Origin of the sequence: Legionella bozemanae (genome assembly GCF_001648595.1) — a bacterium.
In the GTDB taxonomy this organism is placed as follows: Bacteria; Pseudomonadota; Gammaproteobacteria; order Legionellales; family Legionellaceae; genus Legionella; species Legionella bozemanae.
In genome coordinates this window covers 65261-84292 of record NZ_LBAW01000015.1, presented here as the reverse complement: position 1 = coordinate 84292, position 19032 = coordinate 65261, and the positions used below count along the sequence as shown (strand labels likewise).

The following is a 19032-nucleotide window of genomic DNA, read 5'->3' as shown; positions in this document are numbered from 1 at the left end:
TGTGGAACTACATACCAACTTGATATTTCACTATATTGAATGTCTTGCTGAAGTGCAAGTACCTATTCTGACACTCGAGTTAATGTGCCTCAAGTTTCTTAATTCAACTCCATTATGAAGTCTTGTTTTAATGGCTTCAATGTTTGTTTTCGACTGTATTAATACCTAAATTAATACCCGAGTAAACACCAGTATAGGCATTAAATGACAGCATATATGCGATAATTGTTGCTATGTAATGTTTATACATAATTAAGCCTTGTCTATAAAATACTGAGAATAGTAATTGGGTTTGAAGTGACACTGACTTTATTTCCGCCAGTTGCAGTAATTGTGACATTCTGTACTCTTTTCGGTGTTAAAATGTTTCCTATGACGAAGCGGCTGTTCTTGTTGTCCAATGTTACAGTTGCCCCAGGCAAGCCATTCACTGTATAGACTTCACCGGATAGGGGGGCACAACCCGCATAGAAGACAAATGCTTCATTGGTATTCATTTGATTACGCTCGGCAGTCGTCAATACAGGAGCTCTAGGCGGGACCGCAATGATCGAGAAATTATTTTTTGAAACATTAAAAAAGCTTCCATTATTTGCTTGTACCATAATTCGAGCTGTAGTTGTGTTGAGATTAGGAACACAAATTTGCCCGTATCCATTATTTGGCGTATTTAACAAGAGAGGATAGGGAAATGTTTTTCCTCCATCAATTGATAAAAAGACGCTCACAAAAAAGGCATTAATTGGATAAATATTGGTATTGGCAACATCCCAAGTGACTGTTTGTGGTGACAGGCCCGTCCAAATGATGCCTGAATTCGTGGGGGATGTCACTATAAAGGGGCCTGCACTACTTACAGTGGTTACCGCAGTGTCAGTATATGCATTACAAGAACCTCCAGGGATATTTCTCCGCACGGAAACTCTGAGTTTCATAATGCGAGAAACGGACGATAACACTTCCCAGGTAAAAGGACCTCCATTGCTCAGCGCATTGAGATTAGGGAAGAAGCGCGTACCTACAGTTTGAGGTGGAAAACTTCTAAAATTCGGACCACCAGTTGCGGTGCTTACTGGCGGCTGGGGAGAGATTTCGTTATCCATCTGTTCCCATGTATAGGTTAATACTCCAGCTCCGCTTTTAGTTGCTGATGCAAACAAAGCAAAAGGAGTTTGTGCTGGAATAAATCCTCCGTTGACGCGACTAATTACAGGAGCACTGGCAATCGGTGTTGTTACGGGGCAGGTATGCGAAGGGCTGGAGACAAAATTTCCCATTTCCTGTAGGCTAATACCATTAAAATAAGCATCTGAATTATTTTGCACATTGGGGGCACAAATCCCTGCATAACCCATAATCGTACTACCGCTTCCAGGTTCTACCGCTGTTGGCCCATTTCTGTTGCAGTTGTTGTTTTGTACGTGATTCGCTCCAAATTGATGGCCCATTTCGTGGGCGACATAATCAATATCAAAAGGATCTCCTATAGGATTCTTCCGACCTGTAACTCCACGGGCTTTGCCATTATTGTCACAAACACTGGCCAATTCAGCAAGACCGCTTCCAGCCGAATCAACAACATGGCCAATATCATAATTAAGTGGACCAATTACTTGGTTAATATTCCTTTGATTTTGATCGATCATCCTTTCAGGATTGCCATGTGTATAGGGTTGATTATTCGGATTGGTATAGATAATGAGATTGTTATTAGCAATAATCTGCATGGTTATGGCCATGTCGATTTCATAAATACCATTCACTCTGTTGATTGTGGTTGCTTCAGCAGCTAATGCTGCGGCGACTGTTCCTCCAAAGTATTGTGTGTATTGAGCTGTTGCCGCCATAGCCAAGCGGTATTTTTTGAGTCGGCACGGATTAAAATTAGCAAAATGCTTTGAACTAACAGGAATAGTTGCTAATGGACTTTGACTGTGTACCCCGCATTTTAAGCGTTTTGAGGTAATGAAATCTTTTTTATAGTAAACAATATAATATTGGGTATCTCCTTTTTTTAAAGGATCAATAAAAACGGGACTTTGTCCTGGTCTGAAAATCATTGCATGGAAACCTTGTGGGGTGAGGTCCAGTTTGACAAGTTCGCCTGGTTCAGTAACTCCATACGCATCATAGGTTTTAATTTCAGGGAATTTTGCGCTGAGTTCCGGGTGCAGCGTACTATTTTCCGTAACCTGATACAGGTTCGTCGTTTTATCTGGCAGAGGAAGCTCGATTTGTATTGACTCTCCTGATTGCAATTCATCTCGATGGGGAGCATTCTCAAGCTCAGCATAGAGTTGATTCAGGTCAATCTCAACAAGGCGAAAATGACTTGCCTGTATGTTATTTTTTATCGTAGAAGAAATTTCCGATGGATCCACATCTTTAAAAAAATGTTGAACCACTTTATCTTGGGCGGAAGCAATGGAACTGAATAGAATGAGTGATAGAGTAAAAAGCGTCCTTGTCATTATATTTTATCTCTAATAAATTAAGAGAAAGAATTTATCATTAGCAGAAAAAGAATTCAATTTGAGAAAAAAGTTTTGGGTTTCGTGTAAAAAAAGATATTCTACTTATGCTTTTTTAATGGCATGTTTCTTAAAAGAGTTTCACACGCTTCAACCGTTAAGGGGTGCGAGTAGTAATATCCTTGGATGCAATCAATACCTTGTTTGCGTAAGAATTGAAGCTGTAATTTATTTTCAACGCCTTCGGCCACAACATTAATATTTAATTTATGAGCAATCGTGGCAATTGCTTTAATAATCGTTTGATCTAAATAATCCTTATGCGAATTATTAATAAAGGCTTTATCTATTTTTATTTTCTTAATAGGCAAGTTTTTTAAGTACGATAAACTTGAGTAACCCGTTCCAAAATCATCAATCACTAAATGAACACCCATTCCTTTTAATGCGTCAATTTCTTTATACAGCGCATCATTGTATTCAATGAAAACGGATTCCGTAATTTCCAATTCAATGCATGATCCCTTCAACCGATTTTCAGCTAAAGCTTCAGCAACAATTTTGCTCAGTGAGTGGCGAATAAATTGTATTGTTGAGATATTGATTGCAATAGGGCCTGGAAGTATTTTTTGATCCTGCCATATTTTTGCTTGATGGCAGGTACTTTTAATAATCCACTCGCTAACGGGAATCATTAATGAGCTTTTTTCTAAGCTACGAATGAATTTTGATGCTTCTATAATTCCTTTTTCAGGGTGATTCCACCGCAATAAGGATTCAAGCCCTATGATGCGTCCATCAGTGGTGTAAAATGGTTGATACATTAAGAAGAATTCTTGTCTGTCATAAGCTTGTTGTAACTCTTTACTCAAACCATGGGTCTGCTGATATTCTTCATACAACTCTGTTGAATAATAATGAAATTGATTCCTGCCCTTTTCTTTTGCTTGATAAAGGGCCGTATCAGCTAACTTAAGAAGTGTTTCAATATCTTGGCCATCATTAGGGAAGATACTGATTCCCATACTGGATGCAATTTGAATTAAATGCGCATCAATTGGAACCGGTTTCGAAATTTCATTTAATAATTTTTTTACAATCATTGTGACTTGTTCTTTAGAATTAATATTGGATAATATGATTGTAAATTCATCTCCACCTAGACGTGCGGCAAAATCACCTTCACGCAAACATGAGTTAATTGTTTTTGCAATATGAATCAAGAGCTTATCTCCATTATCATGCCCTAAAGTATCATTTATTACTTTAAAATAATCGATATCTAGGAATAATAATGCGACTTTCTCATGGAAATGCGTTATTTGTTTGGTCATTTGTTGAAAAAATTCATACAGCATATTTCGATTGGCTAATCCGGTTAAAGGATCGTGAGTTGCTTGATAATAGAGTTTGGCATTTTCAAGCGAAATCATTGCTTGGGAGGCAAGTAATTGAAGGCTGTCTAAATGGCTTGTTGTAAATGTATGGCTTGTACTATTGTTCTCTAAATACAACATTCGACATAAATTTCCTTTATAAAACAGTGGCATCATTAAAAGCGAGCGTGGATTTTCTCCCTGAACATATTCGTCTTGAAAAGTTAATTCTGACTGGATGGCATCATTTAAAATAATAGGTTTTTGAGTGCGCTGAACATAATTTAAAATAGAAATCGGATATTTTATTTCTCTTTCTATATTTTCGGAGCCAATAAGATAAATACTTTGTTGTTCTAAATCACCTTCTGCTTCGACAACCCATTTTTCACTATTTTTAGTTAAAATAATACTTCGCTGTGCTCCTGCATGTTCTAATACAATAACTAAAAGTTTCTGCAGTAATTTATCTAAACGAATTTCACTGGAGATAAGCTGAGTAAATTTTAAAATGGTCAACATATCAATGGTCTGATTTTTTGCTTTAGCTTGAGTTGTTGGGAGCATATGCTGAGAAGGGGAAAAGTCTGCTGCTGTGTGATTTATTGGCTCCAACAGCCTCACTTTTGTATTTGCCCCCCAATCTTTAAAATAACAATGTGCATTATACAAATAAATTTTTGCAATTTGGTTTAGGTTAAGATTAAGACAATAATATGCAGCTCGTTCATTTGCTATGGCAGCAATTAAAATGAGCCCTCCTGCCAATGCTGTTTCTATCGTTTGTTCATAAAGTGCAAGAGCTTTCTCATGCTGTCCGTTTAAACGTGAGAATTCAGCCGCAAGAAGCATGGAGTAGGCTCTAAAGTTTTCAGGACACCAGTTGGTATATTTTTTAATAAAAAGATCCAGTTGTTTCAGTTTTTTTAAAGAAAGCCGGTACATAGATTTTGGTAAATAAGGCAATTGACAAAATAGAGCTAAAGCAAAGAAAAATTTACCATCTAAATGGCTTATTAAACCCTTATCGTATTCAGAGTGAAGTTCATGATTCTTTCCCGCTTTGATTGCCTCCGAAAAATTTCCTAGTAGAAAATGTAATAATGTCAATGAGCTATAGAAGAAGCTTAATTCGGTTTTATTTTTTCCTTTAATAATATTTTCTTCAAATAAAGATATTTGTTTAATCTTTGTGGAACCCGGTTTTTCCAAACATTGGCATAAATAGTCCCAGAATTTTGCCACTTCAATAAAATCAGAAATTTTAACGCGTGACATAAAGGACAAGGTAGATTGTACGTTCTTTTTTACCTCATCAAGTTTTTTTCCTGCTGAAAGCGAATGAAGAACCAAAAGTAAGTTACTGTAATTACTGTATACTAAATCTCCGACTTCACAACACAGTCTAAATGCTTTAGTTATTGTGGTATTACATAGATGCATCGACATTTGATATGGTTCGATAAAAGAACCTAATACAAATTGATTTTTTCCTTCGAAATTTGATGCTCCGTATTTTTGCTTTAGATTGTTATAAAGTGTTACAAAGGAGAGTGCTTCCTGATAAAGATTTAATGAGTGCATTATTATAAATGCATAAACGGGAATAGACATTGAGGTGCTTTCAGTATAACCATACTTTAAACTTAAACTAATATTTTTGCAGGTGAGAATAACAAACAATTGTTGATTCGTGATAAATGCACTATTGAATAATTGCGTAATTAAATCCACAAGTGCGATTTGTTTTGAATCGTTCATTAAAGGTAAATTTATAGATTCTACTTTAGTATTTTTTAATTGGAGTTTTACTTTATAAATGGCAATTAAGACATGCATTAAATTAGGTTTTTTAGGCAGTTTAATGCCAAAATTTCGCAATGTATTCAATCCCATTTCCAAGGCTTCGGTATGTTTCCCCAAGGTAGATAACATCTCAATTTTTAAACGATAAATTTCAATTTCCTCGAGTGCATTTTTTGCGTGTTTTAATAGTGCAGAAAAATATTTATCTGCAGCTTTAAAATCACTAATTAAATATCTGCAAACCGCTAATTCCTTATGAAGCTGGAATGTTAAATTATAATTTTTTTCCCAATTATTAGGTTTTAATAATTCAATGCCCGCTGATAAATATTCATTAGCCGCATAATAAGCAGATGCGAGTTTTGCTTTTTGACCTGCCCACAAATTGTATTGAGCCAGTTTTAGTCTTTCTTTGGAGGTATGAATTAAAGCAATACTTTGATTAAAGTGTTCGAGTACATCAAATAATCGCTCATCATTTTCTATTAAGGGTTTGTTTTTTAATAATAAGCGGCCAATTTTTAAATGAATGCTTGGTCTGTCTTCTACATTAATAAGTTCATAAGCCGCTTGCTGAATGCGATCATGAGAAAAATTATAATGTAGGGAGTTTGTATCGAGGGTGGCAATATGTTCATCAAGCCCCATTAGTCCTAATGTTTTATAACTTTCTTCAAGCGGATAAATAAGATTTGCTTTAATTGCCTGACAAAGTTGTTCTGCAATGTGACTCGTCGATTCACTACTAATCACTTTTAAGGTATTAAAATCAAATTGATGACCAAAGCATGAACCAAGTTTTAAAATTTCCTGGGTAGTATTGGGAAGTAAATGAATTTTGGTGGTTAACAAATCAATTACATTATCGGTAGCACTTTGTTGTTGGATTTTGGCTAAATCCCATTCCCATGCGCCTCGTTCATAAGAAAAATTAAGTATTTTTTGCTCATAAATGTTGCGAAGAAATGCATTAATAAAAAATGGGTTGCCATGTGTTTTATCATAAATACATTGAGCAAGCCCTTGGATTTTTCTTTGTGAACCAGATAATGTGTCGTGTATTAGTTCTTGGATATTATTTAATCGCAAGGGTTTTAGAGTGAGAGTACTTAGATTCACTTTATTTTTATTTAAATTATTTATGCTTAATTGCAATGGATGATTCTCATTAATTTCATTATCTCGATAAGCTCCAATAATGAGTAAATAATTTGTTTCCCGATCTTGTAATAAATTTTCTATGAAATTAAGCGAAGAATTATCCGCCCACTGCAAATCATCCAAAAACAGAACAAGTGGATGCTCAGGTTGAGCAAATACGCGAACAAAATTTTGAAATACGAGATTAAAACGAATTTGGGATTCCGCAGGATTCAAGGAACGTACTGGGGCTTGTTTTCCTATAATTAACTCAACATCTGGAATGACATCGATAACAACCTGCCCTACATTGCCTAATGAGTAAATAAGAAGTTTTTTTATTTTTTCTAACCGCTCTTCGCTTTCGGAAAGTACTTGTTTGACTAGATTTTTAAAGGCAGCAACAATGGCACTATAGGGAATGCTTCGCTGTAATTGGTCAAATTTACCTTGGATATAATAGCCTTTATGCTGAATAATGGGTTTGTGCACCTCTTTAACTAAAGAGGTTTTGCCAATACCAGAATAGCCCGCAACAAAGATCATTTCTTTAGTGCCTTGACGAACTCGGTTAAATACTCTCATTAACTGGTTCACTTGTTTTTCTCGGCCATATAAATTGTGAGAAATGATTAAGTGATCGCGAATATCATGTGTTCCCAGTGAAAATTCACTAATCGAGCCTTTAAGTTGCCATTGTCTAAAGCATTCCTGAAGATCAGACTTCAATCCAATAATGCTTGAATAACGTTCTTCCGGCATTTTACCTAATAACTTATCGATAATAGCTGCGAGCATTTTGGGTGTATCTGGTCTAACTTGTAATACGGTTGGTGGTTTTTTTGCAATATGGCAATGTACGAGTTCAAGCGCATCAACTGCTTGAAATGGCAATTGATTTGCCAGCATTTCATAGAAGGTAATACCAAGCGAATAAAAATCAGTACGATAGTCAACAGGCCTGTTTATCCTTCCTGTTTGTTCAGGTGAGATATAAGCTAAACCTTCTTCAAATTCGCTGAGCTTGAGATAATCAAAGGTTTCTTCAGTAAGCTTTGTTGAAGCGCTTAAGTCAACTAATTTAAGAACCATATTTTCAGGATCAATAACAATATTGGATGGATTAATTTCTTTATGAATAATTTGTCGTTGATGTAATTCCCCTACAATATCAACGAGCTGCAATGCTAAGTTAAAAAAATCGTCAATATCTAATTGATGCATTAAAAGATAGGAAGTGAGCAACTGTCCTTTTACATCCTCTAGGATTAAAACAGGCGCATAGGTATTTTGCAGAAAATCATAAGCTTTAATGATCGTAGGCGTTTCAATCATGCTCAGTAAGTGGTATTCATGTTGTAAAATGGCTAAATTTTCAGAGCTCGAATGAAATTTATTAGGAGTTTTTAGCAAGACTCTACACCTATCTTTTAATCGCAAGGCATAATAGGTATCAATATTATGGTTACGGCGCATTTTTTCACGTAATGCATATCCGGATATAGAAATCATTTATGTTCTTTCCATTATTCGATAGCGTGAAGTTCTAAAAGCGAAGGACGCTTCTTTCTATTATAGAAGATATTTGATGGGTGGTTTGAAATTGTACAGTTTTTTATTTGTAAAAAATGACCATTTAAAAAAATAAATGATGATATATCAATATCCTATTTGATGTGCAAGCCACTATTTGTTTTTCCGCACTGCGAAGTAGAGTAATATAATATACTGGACTAAGCTTAGATGGACATTGCAAGTGGAGCCTACAAATAATGTATCATTCTCCTCATTATCCTAAGTGCTCATCTCTATTATCTCTCTAGATTAAAAAATTTCTCTGGTTTCTCATCAGGGTCAATTTTCTCTATTTTATGTGCTGGTTTGAAAAATTGTATGATCTCTTGGTTATGGAGTATCTGTTTATCATGGGCCTCATTTCGTTGCTCTTTTATCATTTCTTCTAGATCTTCTTCCCGATCTCTATCATTTATATTAAGGAATTTTTGCGGTATCTTATTTTTATCATGGGCGTCAATTAGTTTCTCTTTCTTTATCATTTCTACCAGATCTTCTTCCAGAGCCCTATCATTTATATTAAAGAATTTTTTTGGTATCTCATTTTTGATGTTTTGTAGTGCATCTTTTTTACGTAGTATGTCTAGGAGAGCAAGATTTAGTGCCGGAATAGGTTCCAGCGCTGCAGGAGGTTTTGATGCAGCATGAGCTTTATGTTCAGGTGAGGAAACATGAACTTTTTGTTTGCTCGATAATTGAAATGCGCCAAATGCTGCCTTAATTCCTGATTCAACATCAAAACCATATAACCTATTTAAATCACCTGGATTATCAGCAAGTGAGGTCACGTTTTTCCATAATGAATCTAAGGAATAAAGTGTTCCATCTTTGGTGTCCCGAAATAGATTCCAGGTATGAGCCCCATGTTTTTGGAAGGAGTGGCGTTGATGTATTACCTCTCCTTGAAGAATACCGTCATCAACTAATCGACTCATCAAATAAGCATTTAATAAGGTATGGTGGCGACATAATCCAATTCCCGTTTGCATGAATGCATCTAAGGGGATAATAGGGTTTCCTTCTTTTAAGTGCTTCTCCACAAATTCTTTTAAAAGAGTGGTCTCGCTTATAGGAAAGGTTTTTTGAGTCAATTTAGAGATTTCTTGTAAAATTTCTAAGGTTGTAGCGCCAGCTCTTATATTTTGGCGTAATTCAGCATAGAGCTTTTTTAGGGATTCAGCCTCTGGATCTAACATAATCATTTCTCGACTGGAGGATGAGCCTATTGAGAATACTCTTTGATTAAAATTACGTACGTCTCGTGTAACTACAGGGCAATCTTTATCTTGATAATTAATGTAAGGCACACCATGAACATACCGTATACGATGATGATGATGTTCAAGGGCTAGTTTCGTTCTATCCATCTCTGCCAGTGGTTGAATTGGAGTACCGGCTTGAGCTTCCTCGGCGTTATTCAGATTGTTCTCATTTTTTATAATTTCAAAGGACGAAGGCATAGTAAAAAACTCAAAAAGGCATATTTAATATTATAGCATGACGGCCAAATTAAAATCATATTGATTTTTTATTAATTAAAATTGGATGCGAGCGCTCTTACGAATATTTTTTTCTCCCGCAGAGATACAAAAATTATTAGAATATATCCTTTAATATTGTTGTTTGAATCGTAGATAGTAATCTCATTATCACATGCAAAAGAGAACTGGCATATATATTATCAATGGTCATTTTAGGCTAACTTATCAAGATAAGTTTCTCGCGCATAGCGAGCAGCAATAATTGCTATAATCACCCAAAAGAGAATATATAACGCAGGAGCATATTTATTCCCGGTTAATTCAACCAAGGTTAAAGAAACTAAAGGCATTGTCCCACCAAAGACCGCCTGGCCAATATTATAGCCAATAGATACGCCACTAGCGCGAATCGATGTGGGAAACATCTCTGCAAGCATGGTAGGTACTGCAGCATTCAACGGCGCAAGTATTATCGCTAAGATTATTTCTCCTAAGAGGATTTGCCACCAAATTCCACTCGAAAAAAGAATAAATATGGGATAAATAAAAATGAAAATGCCAAGTGCACCCAACAAAAAAATGGGCTTCCTGCCGAAATAATCTGATAATAAACCCATCAAAGGAATTAATAGTGTTAAAACGAGCAGTGCAATAAAGTTAGCTAATAAGGCATCTTTTAATAAAAATCCTTCTGATTTCACTAAAAAACTCGTTATATAAGCGATGAGTAGGTAATTGCTCATTGCTAATATGCTCGTAAAAACGATGGCTAACACTAATTTGCGCGGATAACCAAAAAACACAATTTTTGCAGGAAGCTCTGTGGTATGTTTGGCTTTCAAAAAGGTAGCAGGCTCAACGCTCGTAAGGCGTAAATAAACTCCTATTAATCCAAGTAATGCACCGATTAAATACGCCAAACGCCATCCCCAGGCCTGCAGGGTATCTTCAGCTAATAAAACACTAAGTAAAGAAGCAGTAAGTGACCCCAAAAAAATGCCTAGAAAAGCAGTGCTTAATACTAAACTTCCCGCAAAACCACGTCGATGATCTGCCATATGTTCAATAAGAAAAGTTGTTGAACCAGGAAGCTCTCCTCCTACTGCAATTCCTTGAATTAACCTAAAAAAAATAAATAATAAAGGAGAAATAATACCTAAAGAATTAAAATCGGGTATCAACGCGATGCATGCAGTGGACGATGTCATAATAGACATTGAGAGAATGAGGGTTTTTCGTCGGCCAATATGATCTGCATAATGTCCCAGTAATACACCTCCTAGCGGACGCATAAAAAAACCGACGGAAAATACACCAAAGGTGAGAAGAAGAGAAACAAAATATTCGTCTGAGGGAAAGAATAATTGGGCAAATAAGGGGGTAAAGTTGGCGTAAAGAAGAAAATCGAACCACTCTAAAGTATTTCCATATAAACCAGCAAAAATACTTTTCCTTTTTATAGGATCCATAATTGTATTTTTTAATAGCCTCTTATTTCTTTATTTTAGGGGTAAATATTTTTTTTGGGAATATACTAGGCGATAGGTATTACCAATGTCGCTTAGCTCTTTTGTAAAGAAAGGCATGACTCTTTCTCGTTTGTGGGTATTTGCAGGGGGATGCTCATCCTAAAAATAGAGCAAAAATCCATGAATTATGGAATATAAACTGTCTAAAAATACGGTGATGCTGAGAGTGCTCTAAAGAAAAAAATGGTAATGATCCTTATCTCGAAACGCTTGGTGTTTGAACATTTTTTAATAAGAGCACCTTAGATGAACTTTTTAGCGAGCCGCGATATAACCCAGGAGTTTTCTCGTTTATTCCTTGTTCTAAGAAAATAAACTCTTCTGAGTTAATCCAAAAAGGATTCCATGCTGGCCTTCCTTTGGGAGTAATACGTGTCGTTTTTCCTGAATCAAGATGGAGCGTCCAGAGGGCGGGCGGAGGTTCATTCCAATTTTTCAGAATCTCTTCATTCATATCCACATCCATAATTAGTGTTTTTCCATCAGGAGAGAGATGGATACGAGAAGCGCTGCTCATGCTGCCCTGAGGGATAATCTCATTAAGATTCCATTTCTTTATTAGGTTTCCTTTAAAATCCATCCAATAAATTGCATCCAGGTCGTGGCTAAAAAAAGATGCTCCATTTTTCGCCCATGCCGGGCTGTATTCATTCAGGGTATTCTTGAGGAGGTGAAAACCGCGTCCCTCTGCATCGACTAATGCCAGGTACCAATTATTATTGATAAAGGTATTAAAGAGCAGTGTTTTACCATCAGGAGACCACACTGGATTAAAGCTGTTCGCGGATGGTATATTTTTTAACGGAGTTATCTTACCTGATTTAAGCTCAATGATTGCCAGGTAACGGCTCCCTGATTTATCTACTACATTATAGGCAATGTAGTTACCATCAGGTGAAATTTCGGGAATGTAACCCTCAGTAATTTTTTGAGCTTTGCTACCATCCATCCTGGCAGTCCAAATGGAACCATAACGCTCAAATGCGAGCGTGGGTGTTGCTTGAGTAGCGATGCAATATAAGAAAGTAAACAAAAACAAGTAAATTTTCATAAGAAGGGAATCTCTTGCCAATAAAAAATACGTCTAACGCCAGGCAGGATCGCTTTTACCATATTCTTCTCCAACTCCTGCATGTTGTGCGTTAGAGTTTGCAGCTTTTGTACAAGAACCAAGAAATAACATCGCTGTACAGAGATAAAAAATTAGAGTAATTTTTCTAAATAATATACGTGTAGTCATTTACATTCCTTGTTAACAAATCACTCAAAATCACCTTGTTTCATCTATTTATTTATGATCATTGACCTTCTGACAATGTTTATATCACAATAATGCCACAGAATAGAACTTAATGAGATATATTGAAATCACACCTATCCTTTTGCGGATATTAAAATTAATACTCCTTTTTACTCTATAGCAAAGGTAGGCTTGAATTGTACTCCATTAAACAATGGATTTTGTATATTTTCAGTAAGTATGTTTCAAACGAAGGTGGTTGAATATCTTGCATCAATTAATCTTCATGTTCAGGGATTGTTTTCTTTTCTTTTTCATCCCAGCGGTTAATGCAATTGAGTTCTATATCAAATAAATCAAGAACGCGTCCAACGCTATGGGTAACAATGTCATCGATTGTTTGCGGATTATTATAAAATGCAGGCACAGGAGGAGCGATAATAGCACCTATTTCTGTTGCCCGTTTCATATTTTCAATATGGCCAAGATGCAGCGGGGTTTCACGAACCATTAATACCAACCGTCGGCGTTCTTTTAAAATAACATCTGCTGCACGGGTTAATAAATTAGAGGTTGTCCCACAAGCAATGTCTGCTAAGGTTCGCATGGAACAAGGCGCAATAATCATGCCTGAAGTAATATAAGAGCCACTCGAAATGCATGCGGCGATATCATAAATTGGATAATGCTTATCGGCAAGATTATAAAGATCAGTTGCAGAAAGTTCGGATTCATAGGCGCGAGTTTGTTGGGCGGCTTTGGATACTATAAGATGGGTTTCGTACTCTGTATGAGCTAATAACTCCAACAGACGGATCCCATAAATAATTCCGGAAGCCCCAGTGATACCGACTATAATCCGCTTTTTTTTCATAACTTAACCTTGGGGGTATGGCTCATGGTTTTAATCTAAAAACGATGCATTGGGAGCAAAAAGGCTGCATCTAAAATTACTTTGCATCACTCATCTTTGTATATATTATCATATTTTGCGACAAAAATTTTGCCTAAGTACTTATGCGGTTAAGTAAACGTATCTAAAAATGCTTGCATTCCTGTGCTTTATGGGCGGAATCTTATAGGTTCGAGTGGCTGGATGCCGTGCATAAAGCCTAGCAAGTAGGTAAGAAGAGTGACTTGTGTTCAAAGTTTAAGCAGTTGCCACTCGACTAATGGAAGAGTGCATTGAGAGGAACTAACTTATGGAATCAGTTGTTAATCAAATTATTCATTATGAAAAACAGTTGCTTGCCAAGAAGGATTCAGTCGCTGTTTTAATCAATTTAATCGATGATGAGTTTATTGAATATGGAAGTAACGGCAAAATTCATGATAAAAATGAAGCAGCCCGATGGTTGTCACTAGAAGATTATTCTGAAGCAACAGGTACGGAGTTTGAGGCAAAACTTTTGGTAGAAGACGTGGTTTTATTAACGTACCTCAGCGAGATGAAGCAAAATCATTTTTCAGAAAGTAAATTTGCTCGACGTATTTCGATTTGGCGAAGAAAAAATAACATATGGCGGATGGTGTTTCATCAGGGAATATCTCTAGAGAAATAAAAGTAACTTTATGTTTTTAAATGAACGATACTCAACGTTCTACGTACTGCGCTTTATGCGCAGTATCCAGAGCAATAGCCCCTCCTAATCAGCACCTTTTGTGCCTCAAGAAACATCTTCTGGGTACCGCGCATAAGCGCGGTACGTAGGGGAGGTAAATTTCGCGTGATTCTCTCAGGATTTGTTCGCGGGGGCGGGACGTTGAAATCTACAGATTAAACAAGTTAAAAAGTGAGCTCCCTCAGGCTATTAAATCCAACGTTTGTCGAGAAAAATACTTCGCCAGAAAATTGTTTATTTTCAGACATTACCATCTATTTATTCGACATGGAGAATGATAACATCACCAACCATTAAGTATGAGCTAGGGATGGTAATACTATGAATGCAGGAGTTAATTCATTTGTTTTTTTTGTTGCCCTGATTGCTGGATTTGGTGGTTTTTTATTTGGTTTTGATTCCAGTGTGATCGCCGATGTTAAAGATCAGGTGATGGCTCAATTGTTTCTTTCTGAGTGGCAATGGTCCCAGGTAGTGAGTATTAGTATACTTGGTTGTATTCTTGGCATTCCTTTAAGTGGTTTCTTTGCTGATAAACTAAGTCGGCGTTTTCTACTCAAAACAGTTGCTATGGGGTTTATTGTAGGGACTGCTCTATGTGCAATCACACATGAGTTCATTCTGTTATTAGTTGGTCGATTTATCATTGGTATTTGCATTGGAATTGCTTCTTACATTACCCCATTATTTATTGCAGAAATTGCTCCTCCTGACCGAAGAGGAACTTTAGTGTTGATTAATGGTTTGACGATTACCTTTGGTCAGGCAATAGCATATTTAATCGGTTATTTTTTCCATGACTACTCTGTAAACAGCTGGCGATTATTATTTGGAATGGGGAGTATTCCTGCCCTGATTTTATTTATAGGGATGCATTTTGTTCCCCATTCACCGCGTTGGCTCATGAAGAAATATGGAATGGATAAAACCTTGCACGTTTTAAAACGTATTCGTCCGTTGGAGTATGATATTCAAAAAGAAGTCGATGAGATCCAGAGCAATATACAACAAACCCAACCGAATCATAACTTATTGTTTCGAGCTCCAATCATTTTTGTTCTCGTGGTTGGTATCAGTTTGGGAATATTTCAGCAGTTCTCTGGAATTAATGCAGTAATGTATTACGGCCCCGTTATTTTTGAATCAGCGGGTTTTTATCCTGTTTCGAATGCCATTTTGGCTACCTTTTGTATGGGGGCAGTTAATTTTTTATTTACATTACTTACTTTATTTTATATCGATAAATTAGGTCGACGTTTCCTATTATTAAGTGGTGCGATGCTCGCTGCCCTAAGCCTTTTTGTAGTGAGCCTTTTATTTAATACAGAATTACCTGGTCAAAAATTTTGGATATTGGGTTCTTTATCAACTTATGTAATGGGTTATTGTATTAGCGTAGGCTCTTTATTTTGGGTTTTGATCTCTGAAATTTATCCTTTATCGGTGCGTGGTTTGGCGATGAGTATTGCCACGGTAGCGCAATGGGGCGCTAATTTTGTAGTTTCCATATCTTTTCTGGCGATTTACCAAAATTTAGGAGAAGGACTTACTTTTGCTTTATTTGGTTCATTATGCTTGCTGGCTTTTTTCTTTGTTTATCATTTTGTACCTGAGACAACAGGGACTTCTTTGGAAAAAATAGAGAAAAATTTGATGTCAGGTAAAAAAATCAGAGACATTGGCAAATCATTATCAGAAATAAAAACAAACGAAATTGAATTAGTGAGAGATTAAAAAATGGATAATGCACATCAACTAAGAAAATGCCGTATAGGGATCATTGGTGCAGGACGAATCGGTAAGTTACATGCAGAGAATATCAAATATTATTTACCACAATATGAATTACTAGCCATCGCAGATCCTTATCTGAATAAGGAATGGGCCGATAAATTGTCGATTACAGGTCAATACACTCATTTTGAAGAAGTAGTGTTTCATCAACGTCTGGATGCAATCCTGATTGCTTCACCTTCGAATTTGCATGTAGAGCAGATTAAAGCAGCAAGCGAAGCGGGTAAAGCGATATTTTGTGAGAAACCAATAGGCTTGAATGAAAAAGAAATTTTGGATGTATTAGAAACAGTGCAGGCAAATAACACTTTATTACAGCTCGGTTTTAATCGACGCTTTGATCCAAGTTTTGCCCATCTGCACCAACAGGTGCAAACAGGTGAAATTGGTGCCGTTCATCTTGTTAAGATTACCTCTCGTGACCCTGTTTGTCCTACCAAGGAGTACTGCGCAACCTCTGGAGGCCTGTTTATGGACATGACCATTCACGATTTTGATATGGCTCGTTTTTTAACCCAATCGGAAGTTATTGAGGTGTATGCGACGGGCGCAGTACTGATTAATCCAGATTTTGAAGCATTAGATGATGTGGATACTGCAATCATACAAATGCGTTTCGCTAATGGCGCGATGGGTGTCATTGATAATAGTCGCCAGGCGGTTTATGGATATGATCAACGGATTGAGGTATTCGGTAAAGAAGGAATGTTGTTGGCCAATAATCAATTGAAACATTCAGTGATTCATTATGCAAATACCTTCACAGAACAAGCCAATCCAGAATATTTTTTTCTTGAACGTTATCATCAGGCGTTTAGAGCAGAGTTAAATTCATTTTATGATGCTTGGCTGCATAATAAACCCAGCCCTGTTTCTGGAAGAGATGGGTTGCAAGCCTTGCGTATCGCCCAAGCTGCAAAACAATCTTTGGTTACTAAATTACCTGTTTCTATAAGTTGAGGATGACATGATTTATCCATCATTTTACTTTGATACAAATAGATCTGTAGATTTGATTTGCATGGGACGGGTAGCAGTTGATCTGTATGCAGAGCAAATTGGTGTATCGCTTAGCGACGCTCAGAGTTTTAAAAAATATCTAGGGGGCTGTGCAGGAAATATTGCCGTGGGTGCTGCCCGTCTTGGTCTAAAATGTATGATGTTTTCTTGTGTTGGTCACGATGAAATGGGGCATTTTTTAAAAAATGAATTACATGCTGAAGGAGTCAATACCGACTTGCTACAGACAACGGAACATCATTTAACAGGACTGGTATTGCTGGGTATTAAGCCTCCTCATGAATTCCCTTTAATGTTTTATCGTACTGATTGTGCGGATATGCAAATTAAGCCGCAGCAAATAAGCCAGAGCGTGTTGGAACAGGCGAAAGCTATTTTAATCACAGGTACAGGATTATCTACTGATACGATGTTACAAACTACCGAAGAGGTTATCCAATGTGCAAGAAAGGCTGAAACTGCAGTAGTTCTTGATCTGGATTATCGTCCTGTTCTTTGGGGATTAACCGCATTAGGTGATGGAGAAACGCGATACCGCCATAGTCAGAAAGTAAGTAAAATCTATCAACGTATTTTATCTCTTTGTGATTTAATCGTAGGTACTGAGGAGGAAATTTGTATCGCAGGTGGATGTGAGGAAGTTTATGATGCATTAGAGAAAATAAGGGAATTGACTCAGGCACCTGTAGTGATAAAGCGTGGCGAGAAAGGTTGTGAAGTTCATTTTGCTAACGGCAGCCAGTGCTTACAATCTAAGCCGTTTCCTGTTGAAGTACTGAATGTGCTTGGAGCAGGCGACGGATTTATGGCTGGTCTCTTATCAGCTCTTTTGCAGGGGAAATCCTGGGAGGCTGCTACTACTTATGCGAATGCCAGTGGGGCTCTGGTAGTCACTCGCCATGGCTGTGCTCCAGCTATTCCTTATAAAGAAGAGTTAGACTATTTTATTCAACATTTTGATGATGATCCGCAAATTTGGAAAAGTGCTTATTTGCTGCACTTACATCAAAAGCATAATCAACATAATTCTCCGATTCTTATTAAAAACCCCCAGGGTTTTAATCGAGGATTAAATGCCATTGTTACATTAGAGCCCTTATCTCAAGGCATGAGTTTTCGCTCGATTAAATTAGATGCTGGCCAAAACTACTTATTTAATGAACATTATGAATTTGCTGCCTTATTAATGACTGGAAAAGTAATATTTCACTATGGACAGCAAAGCCAGCATGTAGCGCGCTATGATTATTTTTCTCAGGAGCCTATCGTCTTGCATTGTCCTGCCGGCCAAAGAGCTTCTGTGGATGCGTTGACTGATTGTGAAATTTTGTTGATTGAGACAGAAAATCATGCTTCATTTGCTCCTTTATTATTTAATCAGCCCAATCTTGTGGAGTTAGATAATCGGGGAAAAGACATTTTGGATGATAGCTCATATCGTATCGTGAGGACGGTATTTGATAAGCGCAACAGACCTGAGTCTAATTTAGTTGTTGGAGAAATTATTACCTTTCAAGGGCGCTGGTCAAGTTATCCTTCTCATTATCATGATCAACCTGAAATCTATCATTATCGTTTTTCAGAACCCCAAGGCTATGCATTTGGTGAGAATGGGAAAGAGGTTTTACGTATTGAAAATTATGATACGTATCAAATTGCTAATGGTCAGACCCATGCGCATTGTGTCGCTCCGGGATATGCTCTTTATACGCTTTGGTTTATTCGTCATTTAAAAGATAACCCCTATACGACACCGACTTTTATCAAAGAACATGAATGGACAAGAACACATAAGGCAAATAACAGGGTATGGAAAAAAGGCCTCGGCCGCCATGGCAACCAGCCTACGCCTCGCCCTCACGACTTGTTTGCGGAGTCTAGTTTGTCCAGTAACACTGGATCCCGCGAACACGTCGCGGGAAGTAGGGAGCAGGACGGCAGTCAAAGTCTGAAAAAATAATAATTTCAAGGAATAATT

The 19032-nt window shown here is 37.0% G+C and carries 11 protein-coding genes; 4 read left to right on the top strand and 7 right to left on the bottom strand.

All coding sequences use genetic code 11. The features are described 5' to 3' along the window. Window positions 1–263: 263 nt before the first annotated feature. From A8O27_RS12005 to A8O27_RS11980, 7 genes are all read right to left on the bottom strand, one after another. On the bottom strand, window positions 264–2471 hold the full coding sequence (locus tag A8O27_RS12005; protein ID WP_058458251.1) for a reprolysin-like metallopeptidase: 2208 nt from the start codon (window positions 2469–2471) through the stop codon (window positions 264–266). A 101-nt stretch (window positions 2472–2572) separates the two neighbouring features. Next, window positions 2573–8305 carry an EAL domain-containing protein gene (locus A8O27_RS12000; protein ID WP_058458250.1) on the bottom strand — a complete coding sequence of 1911 codons (5733 nt, stop codon included), beginning with the start codon at window positions 8303–8305 and terminating at the stop codon, window positions 2573–2575. A gap of 299 nt (window positions 8306–8604) precedes the next feature. Then, complete coding sequence (locus tag A8O27_RS11995; protein ID WP_058458249.1) at window positions 8605–9828, bottom strand: hypothetical protein; 1224 nt, start codon at window positions 9826–9828, stop codon at window positions 8605–8607. A 233-nt stretch (window positions 9829–10061) separates the two neighbouring features. Beyond that, a complete protein-coding gene (locus A8O27_RS11990; protein ID WP_058458248.1) occupies window positions 10062–11318 on the bottom strand; it encodes an MFS transporter in 1257 nt (418 codons plus the stop codon). Between the two features lie 256 nt (window positions 11319–11574). After that, window positions 11575–12429 carry a TolB-like translocation protein gene (locus A8O27_RS11985; RefSeq protein ID WP_058458247.1) on the bottom strand — a complete coding sequence of 285 codons (855 nt, stop codon included), beginning with the start codon at window positions 12427–12429 and terminating at the stop codon, window positions 11575–11577. 33 nt (window positions 12430–12462) lie between these two features. Beyond that, the gene (locus tag A8O27_RS18770) at window positions 12463–12618 is read right to left on the bottom strand and encodes a hypothetical protein (RefSeq protein WP_154669243.1); all 156 of its coding nucleotides are present in this window, start codon (window positions 12616–12618) and stop codon (window positions 12463–12465) included. A 277-nt stretch (window positions 12619–12895) separates the two neighbouring features. After that, the gene (locus A8O27_RS11980; protein ID WP_058458246.1) at window positions 12896–13492 is read right to left on the bottom strand and encodes a UbiX family flavin prenyltransferase; all 597 of its coding nucleotides are present in this window, start codon (window positions 13490–13492) and stop codon (window positions 12896–12898) included. Between the two features lie 328 nt (window positions 13493–13820). Between A8O27_RS11980 and A8O27_RS11975 the strand changes: the two genes are divergently transcribed. The 4 genes from A8O27_RS11975 (at window position 13821) to iolC (ending at window position 19014) form a co-directional block, all read left to right on the top strand. Continuing rightward, window positions 13821–14180: a DUF4440 domain-containing protein gene (locus tag A8O27_RS11975; RefSeq protein ID WP_058458245.1), complete on the top strand. Its 360-nt coding sequence runs from the start codon at window positions 13821–13823 to the stop codon at window positions 14178–14180. Window positions 14181–14561: 381 nt separating this feature from the next. After that, on the top strand, window positions 14562–15974 hold the full coding sequence (locus A8O27_RS11970) for a sugar porter family MFS transporter (protein WP_058458244.1): 1413 nt from the start codon (window positions 14562–14564) through the stop codon (window positions 15972–15974). A 3-nt stretch (window positions 15975–15977) separates the two neighbouring features. Further along, window positions 15978–16994 carry an inositol 2-dehydrogenase gene (gene iolG, locus A8O27_RS11965; RefSeq protein WP_058458243.1) on the top strand — a complete coding sequence of 339 codons (1017 nt, stop codon included), beginning with the start codon at window positions 15978–15980 and terminating at the stop codon, window positions 16992–16994. A gap of 7 nt (window positions 16995–17001) precedes the next feature. Continuing rightward, window positions 17002–19014 carry a 5-dehydro-2-deoxygluconokinase gene (iolC, locus tag A8O27_RS11960; protein WP_235810464.1) on the top strand — a complete coding sequence of 671 codons (2013 nt, stop codon included), beginning with the start codon at window positions 17002–17004 and terminating at the stop codon, window positions 19012–19014. Window positions 19015–19032: the final 18 nt, after the last annotated feature.

What these genes read in the sequence shown, in the direction of transcription:
- A8O27_RS12005 (WP_058458251.1), bottom strand. Translation starts at nt 2,471, where the DNA reads ATGACAAGGACGCTTTTTACTCTATCACTCATTCTATTCAGTTCCATT.
- A8O27_RS12000 (WP_058458250.1), bottom strand. Translation starts at nt 8,305, where the DNA reads ATGATTTCTATATCCGGATATGCATTACGTGAAAAAATGCGCCGTAAC.
- A8O27_RS11995 (WP_058458249.1), bottom strand. Translation starts at nt 9,828, where the DNA reads ATGCCTTCGTCCTTTGAAATTATAAAAAATGAGAACAATCTGAATAAC.
- A8O27_RS11990 (WP_058458248.1), bottom strand. Translation starts at nt 11,318, where the DNA reads ATGGATCCTATAAAAAGGAAAAGTATTTTTGCTGGTTTATATGGAAAT.
- A8O27_RS11985 (WP_058458247.1), bottom strand. Translation starts at nt 12,429, where the DNA reads ATGAAAATTTACTTGTTTTTGTTTACTTTCTTATATTGCATCGCTACT.
- A8O27_RS18770 (WP_154669243.1), bottom strand. Translation starts at nt 12,618, where the DNA reads ATGACTACACGTATATTATTTAGAAAAATTACTCTAATTTTTTATCTC.
- A8O27_RS11980 (WP_058458246.1), bottom strand. Translation starts at nt 13,492, where the DNA reads ATGAAAAAAAAGCGGATTATAGTCGGTATCACTGGGGCTTCCGGAATT.
- A8O27_RS11975 (WP_058458245.1), top strand. Translation starts at nt 13,821, where the DNA reads ATGGAATCAGTTGTTAATCAAATTATTCATTATGAAAAACAGTTGCTT.
- A8O27_RS11970 (WP_058458244.1), top strand. Translation starts at nt 14,562, where the DNA reads ATGAATGCAGGAGTTAATTCATTTGTTTTTTTTGTTGCCCTGATTGCT.
- iolG (WP_058458243.1), top strand. Translation starts at nt 15,978, where the DNA reads ATGGATAATGCACATCAACTAAGAAAATGCCGTATAGGGATCATTGGT.
- iolC (WP_235810464.1), top strand. Translation starts at nt 17,002, where the DNA reads ATGATTTATCCATCATTTTACTTTGATACAAATAGATCTGTAGATTTG.